At 65.1% G+C, this 14,624-nt stretch carries 5 protein-coding genes and 2 pseudogenes; 2 read left to right on the top strand and 5 right to left on the bottom strand.

Translation table 11 applies throughout. From position 1 onward, the window contains the following. Window positions 1-103 precede the first annotated feature (103 nt). A pseudogene (locus BLT59_RS03585) lies at window positions 104-758 on the top strand (GGDEF domain-containing protein); the annotation flags it as partial. 222 nt (window positions 759-980) lie between these two features. Here BLT59_RS03585 and BLT59_RS03580 read toward each other — a convergent pair. From BLT59_RS03580 to BLT59_RS31680, 3 genes and pseudogenes are all read right to left on the bottom strand, one after another. Next, window positions 981-3,089 (bottom strand): response regulator, encoded by a 2,109-nt coding sequence (locus tag BLT59_RS03580; RefSeq protein ID WP_091776615.1) that lies wholly within the window; start codon window positions 3,087-3,089, stop codon window positions 981-983. Further along, window positions 3,086-8,899, bottom strand: a complete 5,814-nt coding sequence (locus BLT59_RS03575) for a HAMP domain-containing protein (protein ID WP_091776613.1) — start codon at window positions 8,897-8,899, stop codon at window positions 3,086-3,088. The genes BLT59_RS03580 and BLT59_RS03575 overlap by 4 nt, the downstream gene beginning before the upstream one ends. A 360-nt stretch (window positions 8,900-9,259) precedes the next feature. Beyond that, window positions 9,260-10,304: pseudogene (locus BLT59_RS31680) on the bottom strand (integrase core domain-containing protein); the annotation flags it as partial. Between the two features lie 1,203 nt (window positions 10,305-11,507). Here BLT59_RS31680 and BLT59_RS03555 point away from each other — a divergent pair. Then, on the top strand, window positions 11,508-12,290 hold the full coding sequence (locus tag BLT59_RS03555; protein ID WP_244513817.1) for a PAS domain-containing protein: 783 nt from the start codon (window positions 11,508-11,510) through the stop codon (window positions 12,288-12,290). Here BLT59_RS03555 and BLT59_RS03550 read toward each other — a convergent pair. Both BLT59_RS03550 and BLT59_RS03545 read right to left on the bottom strand, forming a co-directional pair. Continuing rightward, window positions 12,205-13,482, bottom strand: a complete 1,278-nt coding sequence (locus BLT59_RS03550) for a cation:proton antiporter (RefSeq protein WP_091776605.1) — start codon at window positions 13,480-13,482, stop codon at window positions 12,205-12,207. The two genes, BLT59_RS03555 and BLT59_RS03550, sit on opposite strands and share 86 nt — an antisense overlap. 146 nt (window positions 13,483-13,628) lie before the next feature. Further along, window positions 13,629-14,489: a transglutaminase family protein gene (locus BLT59_RS03545; protein ID WP_091776603.1), complete on the bottom strand. Its 861-nt coding sequence runs from the start codon at window positions 14,487-14,489 to the stop codon at window positions 13,629-13,631. Between the last annotated feature and the right edge of the window lie 135 nt (window positions 14,490-14,624).

Below are 14,624 nucleotides of genomic sequence, written 5' to 3'. Positions count from 1 at the left end.
CAGAACAGCAACGCGAGACGAAAACGCTGCGGTGAAGGGATGAATGGGCAGGGGTGACGTAGTCGGTGGTTCTTGAGCTGTGATCAGGCCTAAGAGCGCCTAGATGGCGCTCGGCGTGCTGGCGCCGCTCGGCATGCTCCTCGTGTCCACCCTGATGCTGCTCGACCTGCGGCGCGACGCCTGGAACACGGCCGAGCAGACCTCGGCCAACCTGCTTCAGGTCATCGAGCGCGACATCGCCCGCGACGTCGAGATCATCGACCTCTCCCTGCAGGCCGTCGTCGGCAACCTCAAGGTCGCCGGCGTGCGCGACCTCGAGCCCGCGATGCGCCAGCTCGTCCTGTTCGACCGCGCGGCGACGGCGCGCTACCTCCGCGTGATGCTGGTGCTCGACGAGAATGGCGACAGCGTCATCGATGCCGGCGCGGTCCCGGCGCGCAGATTGAACAACGCCGACCGGGATTACTTCCAAGCGCACAAGGCGCGCGCCGACCTCGGGCTGCATATCAGCAGGCCCCTGTACTCCCGGGCTTCTCGGTTCGCGTATCGCCGTCCTCAGCCGTCGCATCGACAAGTCGGACGGCTCCTTCGGCGGCATCGTTCTCGCCAGCCTGAAGCTGAATTACTTCGATCGGTTGTTCGACCGGATCGGCCTCGGCTCCGATGGAGCGATCAACCGCTATCTGCGCGACGGCACGCGGCACATGCGCCACCCCCGTGAAGAGGCGGACATCGGCGTGAGCATCGCCGGCGCGCCGCCATCTGTGAGGGTCCCCCGCGTAATGTCCAGGGCGTCATAGCCCGCAAAGCAGAGTGGGACCCAGTTCGCGGACACCATCAGGGCCAGCAGTCAACATGAACGACTGCATCAACAGGCCGGACACAAGACTGCACAGGACCGACGCGTCAGAAGCTCAATGCGCCACTTGCAATACGGGAGCCATCCACACAGGACATCGCAATCCAGCATCCCTCCATATTCACTCGATAGCGGTCAATCGGCCATCCAGAGTCGTCCCCCCACAAGAGCTTCGAAGCAGATTTCGCAAAACCTCAACCAAATCGCTCGCGCGGTACGGCTTCTGCAGCAACTCGAAGCCATTGATGTCCTGATCTTCCCGGAGATAGCCGGAGGTCAGCAAGATTGGCATTTGCGGCCATCGCTGACGGATGGTGTGTCCGAGGTCAATGCCGTTCGTTGCGCCTGGCATATTAACGTCGCTGAAGACGAGGGCGATGTCAGTCTCCATCTGCAGGAGGCGCAAAGCCTCGCTTCCGTCCCGTGCACTGATGACCCGGAACGCAAGCGCCTCAAAGGTTGAGACAACGGTAGATCGAACTTCGGCGTCATCCTCGACGACGAGCACGGCCTTGCCGGCGCCGTTCACCGGATGCGGAGCTCCGGCAGTCGTCGCCGGATCGATTTCCTCCGACGTGGAGCTCCGCCTGAGAAGCGCAGGCAATGTGATGACAAATCGGGTGCCGTGGTCAGGGCTGCTGTCGACAGAGATAGTTCCACCACTCTGCTGCACGAAGCCGTAGACCATGCTGAGACCGAGGCCGGTGCCCTTGCCAGCCTCCTTCGTTGTGAAGAAGGGCTCGAATACCCGGGCGAGGATCGTGGGTGGCATCCCGGTGCCCGAGTCCGAAACCGCAATCTCGACGGAGCACGAGCCTTCGACGTATCCCGGCGCAGGAGCGTCGCGACGCTGGATGCAGATGTCCAACGTGCCTCCGTCCGGCATCGCATCCCGTGCATTCACAGCAAGATTGATGAGGGCGGCCTCGAATTGCGCGTGATCGACACAGACCTCCGGCAGGTTCTCCTCCACGTTCGCGGAGATCGTGATCCGCTCGCCGAGCGTCCGCTCAAGAAGCTTGATCAGACCAGGGATGAAGCTCGTGAAGTCCAACGCTCTCGGCTGCAGAGGAGAGCGCCGGGAGAAGGCCAGCAGCCGGCTGGTGAGCTCTGCACAGCGATGCGCCCCGTCGATAGCACTTTCGACGCGGCGGAGCGCTTTCTCGTTGCCCTGAAGCGAGCCTTTCATCAGGTCGAGATTGCCGATCACGATGCTCAACATGTTGTTGAAATCGTGGGCGATCCCGCCGGTCAGGCGGCCGACTGCCTCAAGCTTGGAGGCGTGCTGCAAGCTGAGCTCAAGCTCCTTGCGCTCGGTTACGTCGAACCACATCCCGAAAAGTTCGATCGCTGTGCCGCTGTCATCCCGGTTGACGGCGATCTGGTCGAGGATGTGCCGCTCTGTGCCGTCTGCGTTCCGCCAGCGATACTCCAGAGCCACTGCGCCGGCCTTCGACACGGTCCGCAGATCTGCCAAAACGCGCTCCCGGTCGTCCGCTTCGAGGCGAGACTCCCAAAGGCTGGATTCGACAAAGGCCTCGCGCGAGAAGCCCGTGATGCGCTCGATGCTGTCGTTCGTGAAGTGAAGCCGCCGGTCTTCCAAGCCGAGCGGTGAGGTGTAGAGCGCGATGGGAAGGCCGCGCAGCACGGCGGCCTGATGCTCCGCCTGCCTGCGCAGCGCCTGTTCGGCTTCCAGTTTCTCTCCGCGCACGCGCAGGTTCTCCAGGAGCAGCTGCTTCTCGGCCGCCGCCTTGCGCTTGATCTCCTCGGTCTTGCGATACAGGTCGACGAAGACGTCGACCTTCGATTTCAGGACGAGAGGCTGGATGGGCTTGAACACATAGTCCACCGCTCCCGCGGAGTAGCCGCGGAAGATGTGCATGTCGTCTTTGTTGTGCGCCGTGAGAAACAGGATCGGGACACGAGACGTGCGCGAGCGGCTGCGGATGAGCGCGGCCACCTCATAGCCATCCATGCGCGGCATCTGCACGTCGAGCAGGATCACGGCGAAGTCATCCCGGAGGGCCCGGCGCAGGGCCTCCTCCGGTGAGTTTGCCAGGACAAGATCCACCGTCGGATTGGCGAGGATCTCTGAGGCGGCCAGCAGATTGCGTTGGTCGTCATCGACAACCAGGATCTTCGTTCGGATTGTATCCGGATCGGCGAGCGCGGCGAGCTGTTCGGCGGCAGCACCTGTACCAGTCGGATGGAAATCCAGTCGGTCCGTCATTGTGTTTGCCGTTCAAGGTCCTGTGCGCCGCCGCGAACCGGCGCGGCGCCGTTTAAGACCTCACCACGCCTCGCCAATTGCACGCGCAGCACGGCGAGGAGCTGGTCCATGTCGATCGGCTTCGAGACGTAATCGGACGCGCCCGCCTCAAGGCACTTTTCGCGGTCGCCTTTCATGGCCTTCGCGGTCACCGCGATGAGCGGCAAGCTTCGGAAGGCGGGCTGAGCCCGGATTGCGCGCATCGTCTCGTAGCCGTCCATCCCGGGCATCATGATGTCGATCAACATCGCGTCGATGTTCGGGTTGGTCTTGAGCAGCGCGATGCCGTCCTGTCCGTTCTCCGCGAACAGGACCTCCAGCCCATGCTGCTCAAGGGCGCTCGTGAGCGAGAAGATGTTGCGCAGGTCGTCGTCGACCAGGATGACGCGGCACCCCTGGAGAGACGCCACGTCCTTCCGCTCCACGAGGATCTGCTCGTCGGCCGGAACGTTGGCGATGGCGCGATGCAGGAACAGCGCGGTCTCGTCGAGCAGCCGCTCGGACGAGCGCGTGTCCTTGAGGATGACCGTCGAAGCGGTGTGCCTGAGCTGCTGCTCCTCGCCGGCCGTGAGCTCTCGGCCTGTATAGACGATGATCGGCAGCTCCTCTCCGTCCCGGGAAGCGCGGATCCGCTCGATCAGCTCGGAACCACCGATATCGGGCAAGCCGAGATCGATGATCGCGCAGTCGAACCGGCCGCCGGTCAGAGCTTCCAACGCGGCCGCGGCCGTGCCGACACCGAAGATCTTGACGTCTTCCTCGCTGAGGAGCGCCGTGATGCTGGCGCGCTGGTTCTCGTCGTCCTCGACGAGCAGGAGGTTACGCACCGGCCGGGTGATGAACTCCTTCGAGCGCTCAAGGGCCCGCATCAGGCCCTCGCGCTCCACGGGCTTCTCCAGGAAGCCGAACGCACCCGCGCGCAGGCCGCGCTTCTTCTCGTCATTGACCGAGATGACGTGGATCGGAATGTGCCGGGTGCGCGGATCGTTCTTGAGGAGGTCGAGCAACGCCCAGCCGTCCATGTCGGGCAGGCCGATGTCGAGGGTAATGGCATGCGGCTTGAAGCGGTGGGCGAGACTCAGCGCGCCCGCGCCGTCCTGCGCGATCAGGCCCTTGAACCCGCGCTCGCGCGCAAGCTCCAGCAACACCGAGGCGAACATCGCGTCGTCCTCCACGATGAGCACGATATGGTCGCCCGGGTGTACGGCGTGGCGGTCATCTGCTGAGGCCGAGAGCGCCATCGCGGCGTTCGGCTGCCGGCCCATCAGCGCCGACGTTCCGTTCCCCTCGGATGTCTCCGCCCCACGCGCAGGGACCGTCTGCACAGGCGGTTCGAAGGGCAGGAACAGGGTGAAGGTGCTGCCCGAACCGACGCGGCTCTCGACCACGATCTCGCCGCCCAGCAGACGGGCAATCTCGCGGCTGATCGCCAAGCCGAGGCCGGTGCCACCGTACTTGCGGCTCGTGGTTCCGTCGGCCTGCTGAAACGCCTCGAAGATGATCCGCTGCTTGTCCTCGGCAATGCCGATGCCGGTGTCCGTAACGGACAGGGCCATCCACTGGCTCCCGGCGCGCAGCGGTGAGCCCTCCGCGGAGCCGATCCTCAGGGAAACGCTGCCCGTCTCAGTGAACTTGAAGGCGTTGGAGAGAAGGTTCCGGAGAACCTGCTGCAGGCGTTTCGAATCCGTGCGCACCGCGCGCGGCAGGCTCGGCTCGACATCGATGACGAATGCGAGGTGACGCTCCTCGGCGAGCTGCCGGAAGGTCCTGTTGAGGTTCTCGACAAGGTCCTGCAGCGCCACGTCGCCGATCTCGAGCGATACGGTGCCGGACTCGATCTTGGAGAGATCGAGGATGTCGTTGATGAGCGACAGGAGGTCGGTCCCGGCCGCATTGATGGTCTTGGCGAATTCCCGCTGCTTGTCGGTGAGGTTCCCGTCCCGGTTGTCGGAGAGAAGTTTCGAGAGGATCAAGAGGCTGTTGAGCGGCGTGCGCAATTCGTGACTCATATTGGCCAGGAACTGCGACTTGTAGCGCGAGGTCAGGCTCAGCTGCTCGGCCTTCTCCTCCAGGGCTGTCTTGGCGACGGAAACCTCGCGGTTCTTGCCTTCGACCTCGCGCTTCTGGATCTCAAGGAGTCGGGCCTTCTCCTCCAGCTCCTCGTTGGTCTGCTGCAGACGCTCGCGCTGGCTCTTCAGAAGATCTTCGGATTGCTGCAGCGAGGCGGCCTGGAGCTCCAGGCGGTCGTTGGTCTTCTTCAGCTCTTCCTGCCGGCTCTGCAATTCGCCGGTCAGCAACTGCGACTGCTTGAGCAGGCCTTCGGTCCGCATGTTGGCGGCGATCGTGTTCAGCACGATGCCGATCGACTCCGTCAGTTGGTCGAGGAAGGATTGATGCGTCTCGCTGAACCGGTTGAACGAGGCCAACTCGATGACCGCCCGGACTTCCTGCTCGAACAGGACGGGGAGCACGATGATGTTGAGCGGCGGCGCCTCGCCGAGGGCCGAGCCGATCGTGATGTAGTCGCCGGGCACATGGGTGAGGAGGATGCGCTTCTTCTCGAAGGCGCATTGGCCCACGAGACCCTGGCGCAGGCGGTACCGGTTCGAGAGGTTCTTGCGCTCCGTGAAGGCGTAGCTCGCCATCAGATCCAGAACGGGCTCTCCGCCCTCATCCTCCACCATGTAGAACACGCCACGCTGGGCGTTCACGAGCGATGCGATCTCGGACAGGATCAGGTTCGACACGGTGGCGAGGTCGCGCTCGCCCTGCAGCATGCGGGTGAACTTGGCGAGGTTGGTCTTCAGCCAATCCTGCTCGGCGTTCTTGAGGGTCGTGTCCCGCAGGTTGCGGATCATCTCGTTGATGTTGTCCTTCAGCGAGGCGACCTCGCCGGAGGCCTCGACCGAGATCGAGCGCGCGAGATCGCCCTTCGTCACGGCGGTCGCCACTTCGGCGATGGCGCGCACCTGGGTCGTCAGGTTCGCCGCGAGCTGGTTCACGTTGTCCGTTAGATCCCGCCACAGGCCCGCGGCACCCGGCACCCGGGCCTGACCGCCGAGCTTGCCCTCGACACCCACCTCACGGGCGACGTTGGTGACCTGATCGGCAAAGGTGGCGAGCGTCTCGATCATCTCGTTGACGGTGTCGGCTAGGGCGGCGATCTCGCCCTTCGCGTCGACCGAGAGCTTCCGCTTGAGGTCGCCCTGCGCCACCGCGGTGACGACGTCCGCGATGCCGCGCACCTGCCCGGTGAGGTTGGCCGCCATCATGTTGACGTTGTCGGTGAGGTCCTTCCAGGTTCCGCCGACGCCGCGGACCTGCGCCTGTCCGCCGAGCTTGCCCTCCGAGCCGACCTCGCGGGCGACGCGGGTCACCTCGGAGGCGAAGGAATTGAGCTGATCCACCATCGTGTTGATGGTCGACTTGAGCTCCAGGATCTCGCCCTTCACGTCGACGGTGATCTTCTTGGACAGGTCGCCGTTGGCCACCGCCGTGGTCACGTCGGCGATGTTGCGCACCTGACCCGTCAAATTGGCCGCCATCATGTTGACGTTGTCGGTGAGGTCCTTCCAGGTCCCGCCGACGCCGCGGACCTGGGCTTGGCCACCAAGCTTGCCCTCAATGCCGACTTCGCGGGCGACGCGGACCACCTCCGAGGCGAAGGAATTCAGCTGATCCACCATCGTGTTGATGGTCGACTTGAGCTCCAGGATCTCCCCCTCGACAGCGACGGTGATCTTCTTGGAGAGATCGCCGTTGGCGACAGCTGTCGTGACCTCCGCGATGTTGCGGACCTGACCGGTGAGGTTGGCGGCCATCATGTTGACGTTGTCGGTCAGGCCTTTCCACACGCCCCCGACGCCCTTGACCTGCGCCTGACCGCCGAGCTTACCCTCCGTGCCGACCTCGCGGGCGACGCGGGTGACCTCGGAGGCGAAGGAATTGAGCTGGTCCACCATCGTGTTGATGGTCGACTTGAGCTCCAGGATCTCGCCCTTCACGTCGACGGTGATCTTCTTGGACAGGTCGCCGTTGGCCACCGCCGTGGTCACGTCGGCGATGTTGCGCACCTGACCCGTCAGATTGGCCGCCATCAGGTTCACGTTGTCGGTCAGATCGGCCCAGGTGCCCGCCACGCCTTCGACGCGGGCCTGTCCGCCGAGCTTGCCCTCCGAGCCGACTTCCTTCGCGACGCGAGTCACCTCGGAAGCGAAGGAATTGAGCTGATCCACCATCGTGTTGATGGTGTTCTTGAGCTCCAAGATCTCGCCGCGCACGTCAACGGTGATCTTCTTGGAGAGGTCGCCGTTGGCCACCGCGGTGGTCACGTCGGCGATGTTACGCACCTGGCCCGTCAGATTGGCGGCCATCAGGTTCACGTTGTCGGTCAGATCGGCCCAGGTGCCGGCGACTCCGCGCACTTGCGCCTGACCGCCGAGCTTGCCTTCCGAGCCGACCTCGCGGGCCACGCGGGTCACCTCGGAAGCGAAGGAATTGAGCTGATCCACCATCGTGTTGATGGTGTTCTTGAGCTCCAGAATCTCGCCGCGCACGTCGACGGTGATCTTCTTGGACAGATCGCCGTTGGCCACCGCCGTGGTCACGTCGGCGATGTTGCGCACCTGACCGGTGAGGTTGGCGGCCATCATGTTGACGTTGTCGGTCAGGTCCTTCCAGGTTCCGCCGACACCTTCGACCTGGGCCTGACCACCGAGTTTGCCCTCCGTGCCGACCTCGCGGGCCACGCGAGTCACCTCGGACGCGAAGGAGTTCAGCTGGTCCACCATCGTGTTGATGGTCAACTTCAAAGCCAGGATCTCGCCTTTGACGTCGACCGTGATCTTTTTGGAAAGATCACCCCGTGCGACAGCTGTCGTGACCTCGGCGATGTTGCGCACCTGGCCGGTGAGGTTCTCGGCCATCATGTTGACGTTGTCGGTCAGGTCCTTCCAGACACCCCCGACGCCCTTCACCTGAGCCTGTCCGCCTAGCTTGCCTTCGGAGCCCACTTCCTTGGCGACGCGGGTCACCTCCGAGGCGAAGGAGTTGAGCTGATCGACCATCGTGTTGATGGTCGATTTCAGGTCAAGGATCTCGCCCTTCACGTCGACGGTGATTTTCTTGGACAGGTCGCCGTTGGCGACGGCTGTCGTGACCTCCGCAATGTTGCGCACCTGCCCGGTGAGGTTGGCCGCCATCAGATTCACGTTGTCCGTGAGGTCCTTCCAGGTGCCGCCCACTCCCTTGACTTGGGCCTGACCACCGAGCTTGCCCTCTGAGCCGACCTCGCGGGCGACGCGGGTGACCTCGGAGGCGAAGGAGTTCAGCTGGTCCACCATCGTGTTGACCACTTTGCCGATGCGCAGGAACTCGCCCCTCAACGGGCGGCCCTCGATCTCGAGCTGCATGGTCTGTCCGAGATCGCCCTTGGCCACCGCCCCGATGACCCGCGCGACCTCGGTGGTCGGCTGAACGAGGTCGCCGATCATCGTGTTGACCGAGTCGACGCAGTCGTTCCAGCCGCCGGTTGCCGCCGGCAGCTTGCCGCGCTCATTGATGCGCCCGTCCTTGCCCACCGCCCGCGCGACTTTGTCCAGTTCCCGCGCGAGCCCTTGGTTCAGCTCGACGATGTCGTTGAACGCTTCCGCGATCTCGCCATCGATGCCTGTCAGATCGAGCGGCAGGCGGGTCGAGAAGTCGCCCTTCCGAAACGCGCGGAGACTCTTCAGGAGGAGCTTCGGCTCCAACTGCGACGTGGTCGGCGTCATTCGGATACACCTTTAGGGTAGATGCATATGCCCAACGAGGCAGCCGTCTGGGTCGCGCGCGGCAGCGACGAACAACCGACGACGAAGAGCAGCAATAGGGCCCAGCGAGGATGGTTGTCCAATCGTTCGACCCGCGAAAGAGGGCCAGCGCGTTGCACTTCCTGATGAGCAACCGTTGGACCGGACACGGAGCGACGCGCAGCCCAACATTGCTATCTAGCTTTTTCCGCGCGCTCTGGACTTAATGCATGTTAGGGGCGCTCAACTTTAGCTGAAGACCGACCCGACGCCCTGCGGGCGTGAAATCATCAAGTCTTGACCTGACCGGTATTTTGGATCGGGCCAGCTGCGAGGCTGGTGCATGGTCCCGGCCAAGGGTAGCCGCAAGGCCAGGTCTGGGTAGCTGGCAGGCGCGGGCGGCCGATAGCCCAGCGACGAATGCGGTCGGACACGGGTGTAGGTGGATTGCCATAGACCGCTCACGATCTGCGCCTCGGCCAGCGAGGAGAAGATCTCCTGGCGTAGTCACTCGTGGCGGAGCTTGCCGTTGAAGCCGTCGCAGTGACCGTTCTCCCACGGCGGTCCTGGCGCGATGTACTGGATCCGTGGGCCCGCCTCGGCGACCCATTTGCGTAGCGCTTTCGCGATCATCTCGGGACCATTATCGCAGCGGATGTGCTCCGGGACGCCGTGCAGGCACATCGCGTCGACCAGCGCCTCGATCACGCCAAAGCTGTGGATGTGCCGCGCCACCTTTGAGCAGAGGCAAGCCCGGCTGTGCGTGTCGATCCGCGTCAGGATGCGCAGGCTTTGTCCGTGGTGCGTCCGGACCTGCACGAAGTCGAAGCTCCACACGTGGTTGCGGTGGAGCGGCCGCACGCGTTTGCCCGAGCCGTCGTTCGGCCAGAGGCGCCTCTGCGGCCCATGTCGGCCGGGGGACCTTCAGCCCCTCGCGACGCCAGATGTCCTCATGGTGAGCTTGCCGAACCATGGGCCTAGTCCTTGCCTCTCGCCAGCCCGCTGGCTGTAGCAGCGCGGTAACGCGGCGATAGCCGTAGCGCCCGTACTCGGACGCCAGGGCAACGATGGCGCGGCCGTTGTCCTCGCGTCATCCCCAACTCCTCCGGTCCAGGCTGATCCTCTCAATCAGCCCGGTCCAAAGCCAGCCGGTCATGTCAGCGCTACCCATGATGAACCGGCATCAGGATCGCGGCCGGGATCCCAGCGCGCTGGATCGAACAGCGGTCGGATGACGTTCCTCACCGCCTACTCTGGCCAAACAGGAGGACCGCTCATGCGTATTCGCTATCTGCTGCCGCTCGTCGGCCTGCTCGCGCTCACGGCCTGCAAAGACGAGAAGAAGGCCGAGACCCCCCCGGCTCCTCCGCCTCCTGCGAGCACTGCGCCGGCAAACCCTGCGCCTCCGGCAACGACGACAAATCCGGCTCCAGCCAACAAGCCGTAATCAACGAGCCTTCGAGGTGGCGGGCCCTGACATGCATTCCGAGGCCACAGGACCCGCCACGCGCAACCGGGACTGATGTCGCCGCTCCGGTCGCGAAACTCACACCTGAACCGAACAACCTGGATCGGCTGCTATGGGTGGTTTTTCAGATGGCCGGCTTTCGTGCGGCCATACGTGAGAGCGGACGTCATCGCCCCACTCGCTCACGGCTCATTGCAGATGTAGGTACGGCACCTGAAATTGCGCGCATGGCAGAGCAGTCGAAACCGCCCGTCAGTGCCGTGGTCCGTATTCCAGACGTCACCATCGGAAGCCGCTCTGGCGTGACCGTTCCGGCACCGCTGCTCTGCTTCCCGTCCAAGTCAGCTGTGCTGACAGCGGTTCGCGCCTTCCGAACGCGACCTTTTCGCCGTCCAGGAGTTTCGACTCGGAATGGACTGCAGAAGCTGACCCGCCGCCCGCAAGCTGACGTTCTGGAACGCGCCCATCTCCACTCGGTGGCATGCTTGGGCAAATCCGAAGCGGACCTCGGCTGAGAGCGCCTAACAGAACGGGCACGGATCGTTTGGGCAGGCGTTGGTGGGGATGGCACGCCCGCTTCTGCCCTACACCAGCCTCGCAGCAAGCCTTATCACCCTCAACCAGATCAGACGGTTCTGTTAGGCGCTCTAAACCGCAACGTCCCTAACGCCGCGTTCCCGCCCGGCCCGGATAGCGGCGTGAGCCATCCTCAATCGACCGGATGGACGCTTCTATGGCGTCGCGGAAGGGAATACCCGAGGGCCGCATGTGCTAGAAGTTGCAGATGCTCGCCGAACACCCCCGCCACGGGGCCCAGATCGCCTCGCTGCCCGCTCGGATCCACGGCCCATTGGCCGCGGTGAACGATGCCCTCGCCGGCGCCCTGAGCCGCATGGCCGCCCGGCCGCTTCGCGTCAGGGAGAAGAAGGGGTCGGGACAGCCCGGCTCGACGGCCCGACTGTCCGCGGGCTCTGAGACCGGCCCGGGCCGATGATGTCGAACCCTTCGCTGTTCGCGGGCGGCGGCGTCATGGGCGCGTTGATGCGCGACCGTGACTGGTCGACGACGTCCCTCGGACCTCGGGAGCACTGGCCGCACTCGCTCATAGTCCTGATGCGCGTCATGCTCAGCTCGCGCCAGCCGATGTTCATCGCCTGGGGCGCCGACCGGACCCTGGTCTATAACGACAGCTACGCGCCCATGCTGGGCGCCCGGCATCCGGCGGCCCTGGGCCGCCCGTTCTTCGAGACCTGGCCTGAGGTCCGGGACGAAGTCGGGTCGCCGATGAACCGCGTGTTCGCGGGCGACCCGGTGCATATGGACGACCTGCAACTCACCCTGCACCGGAACGGCTACCCGGAAGAGGCCCACTTCGCATTCTCCTACACGCCGGTGCCGGGGGAAGACGGTTCGGTCATCGGCTTGTTCTGCGCCTGCACGGAGACGACCCGGCAGGTCCTGACGGAGCGCAAGGCCGCATCCGAGCGCCAGCGGCAGCAGGCCCTGCTCCAGCAGATGCCTGGGTTCGTGGCCGTGTTGCGCGGCCGGGAACACGTGCTCGAATACGTCAACGACGCCTACATCGCCGTCGCCGGCGAACGGGATTACCTCGGTCGGACTGTCATCCGGAGGCATCGGGCCGGCGCATCGACAAGGACCACGACGCCTGACGCCTGCCCGGACGTAGGCCCCCGACCGACCGCGTTCCCGCCAACCCACACCGCTGTGCCGTCGCAAGCACGGCGGCTTGCCGCTCCTGAACCCTCGTGTTCCTACGTGTTCTTGACGGAAACGGCGCGATACCGTGGCGGCGTCTTCGTCATGGCGAGGTCAGCACCAGGCCGAGTTGCGAATTCTCCGTCGCCCGGCCCATCCGGCGGTCGACCAAACGCAGCGTCGGCGTGACCGTGACGCCATGCATGAGGATCGAGATCAGAACCGTCAGACCAGCCGTGGCCCAGAGAAGGTCCGCGCGCTCGAACGTGGCCTGCCCGCAGGCATAGGCGAGATAGTAGACGGTCCCGAGCCCCCGGATGCCGAAGAAACTCACGACTGCGCGCTCTTCCAGCGCCCGGGCGCTGCCCAGCATGCCGACCCACCCGCTCAGGGGACGAACGACCAGAAGTGCGATCAGGGCAAACGTGACGACTTGCCAGGTGAGAGCCTGGAGCAGGCCTCCGCCGACGAGCACGGCGCCGAAGCCGACGAGCAGCACCATCATCAGGAGGCGTTCCAGCTCCTCGGCGTAGTCGTGCATCTTGCGATGATAGGCGTGCCCCCGGCTCGAGGAGCGGAGCGCCAGGGCTGCGGCGAACACGCCGATGAAGCCGTAGCCGTCGACCGCCTGGACGATACCGTAGGCAAGGCATGTCACGCCCAGGGCCACGAAGCCGTCGCCGGTCCGGGAGAGCTTCGATAGGTTCGGGAGGTGAAAGGTCAGCCAGCCGAGCACCCGGCCGATGACCGCCCCGAGCACGGCACCCACGGCGATCTTCCAGAGGACGTCGACCGCCAGCCAGTGCGACCAGGACAGGCCGGCCAGGCCACCGCCTCCGGCGAGCGCGATGGCCAGATTCACGAACGGGAAGGCGAGGCCGTCGTTGAGCCCGGCCTCGGAAGTCAGGGCGAAGCGCGGCTCGTCCTCGTGGTCCTCGGCCGGGTGGCCGACCTGGACGTCGGACGCGAGCACAGGATCCGTGGGCGCCAGGGACGAACCCAGCAGCAGCGCCGCGGCGACCCCGAGTCCGAGCAGGGTCGAGGCCAAGGCCGTCAAGGCCAGGATCGTCAGCGGCATCGCGATGCCGAGCAACCGCCACGTCACGGCCCAGCGTTTCCAGCCGATGAGCCGGTCGATCTTCAGGCCCGCGCCCATCAACGCGATGACGACAACGGCCTCGGTGGCGTGCTCGATAAGCTTCAGGTGCAAGCCCGGATGGGGCGTGAGGTCGGCCACAGCCGGGATGCCGGAGAGAGCGGCGCCGATGCCGACGCAGCAGATGGGCAGGGACAGGGGGAGCGCCCGGAGCACCATCGGCAGCCATGCCGTCAGAAGCACCAGGACACCGAACCCGGCGACGACGAGGACATAGGTTTCCATTAGAAGGTGAACTGTGCCCAGCCCGGCGCGTTCCTGGTGTCGGCGCGTCCGCGACGGTCGGTCCGCCAGGGCCTTCCGGATTGAAACGAGGGTTTGGCTGCCCAAACCGCGACCTGCCAGCCGGCGCCTCGGGCCCGGGGCACAGGTCAGTCAGCGACCTGAACGGCGACAGACATGTCGCGGAAGGCCTCGGCCGGACCGACGAAACTACCCGTCACCGGCATGGCTTGGCGGATGTCGCGCGCGACGGCGACCGGGATCAGGTTCGCACTGCCCACGCTGCGGTTGGTCGGATCGAAGGTTACCCAGCCGGCGCCCGGGAGGTAGACCTCGGCCCAGGCGTGGGTGGATCCGGCATCCGCCGATCCGAGCAGGCTGCGCGTGGGGTCATAGAGATAGCCCGACACGATCCGTGCGCCGAAACCGAGACTCCGGACCGCCTCGACGAAGAGCGTGGCGAGATCCCGGCAGGAGCCCAGGCCCGACGACAAGGTTTGCTCCGGCGTCTGCGTGCCCTCGTCTTCCCGAGCCTGATAGGTGATGCCGCTGCCCACCCCGGCATTGATGTCCTTGAGGAGCGACAGAGTGTCGGTCGGGCAGCCCGCCACGAACCCCTGGGCCCAGTGCTGCAGGTGCCCACCGTCGGGGCATTGTCGCATCGTCAGCGCTCCGAGGTCCGTCCAGTCGTCATCGGCGTACCGGAAGGGAAACGCGATGGCCGCGGCGGCGATGTCGAAGACCGGATAGGCCGCCGCGGACAGTTCGACGTGAACCTGGCTGTCGATGACGAGGCTGTCGGACGGCGATGCGAAGCTGGCCGTCGCGACGGCGTTCCCGGCAACGTCGTAGGCCCAGGTCACGGTTGCGTCCGGCGTCACCCTGAGGTCGTTCGAGATCAGCCTCAGGTCCCGTGCTTCCCGCGGCCGCAGCATCAGGCGGTGCGGCCCCAGCCCGACCGGCTGCCTATAGCGATACGTCGTCCGGTGGTGGATGCGGAGATCGACCAAGGTGCGCTCCTCAAGGGCTGGTCCGGTCCGGCTCATCCGCGAAGGGCGTCAGGGTCGGCGCGCTCGGCGGCGCTTCGCGTAGGACAGGACGAAGCGTATCATCTTCGGGCAGCATCGGGGCCGGTCGGGTCGGTG

The sequence above is a fragment of the Methylobacterium sp. UNC378MF genome (assembly GCF_900103195.1).
Classification (GTDB): domain Bacteria; phylum Pseudomonadota; class Alphaproteobacteria; order Rhizobiales; family Beijerinckiaceae; genus Methylobacterium.
The sequence above is the reverse complement of the archived record's forward strand: the minus strand, read 5'-3'. Positions and strand labels throughout refer to the sequence as shown.

Bases quoted from the DNA above. Each gene is read 5' to 3' on its own strand.
- BLT59_RS03580 (WP_091776615.1), bottom strand. From the start codon at position 3,089: ATGACGGACCGACTGGATTTCCATCCGACTGGTACAGGTGCTGCCGCC.
- BLT59_RS03575 (WP_091776613.1), bottom strand. From the start codon at position 8,899: ATGACGCCGACCACGTCGCAGTTGGAGCCGAAGCTCCTCCTGAAGAGT.
- BLT59_RS03555 (WP_244513817.1), top strand. From the start codon at position 11,508: ATGCTCAGCTCGCGCCAGCCGATGTTCATCGCCTGGGGCGCCGACCGG.
- BLT59_RS03550 (WP_091776605.1), bottom strand. From the start codon at position 13,482: ATGGAAACCTATGTCCTCGTCGTCGCCGGGTTCGGTGTCCTGGTGCTT.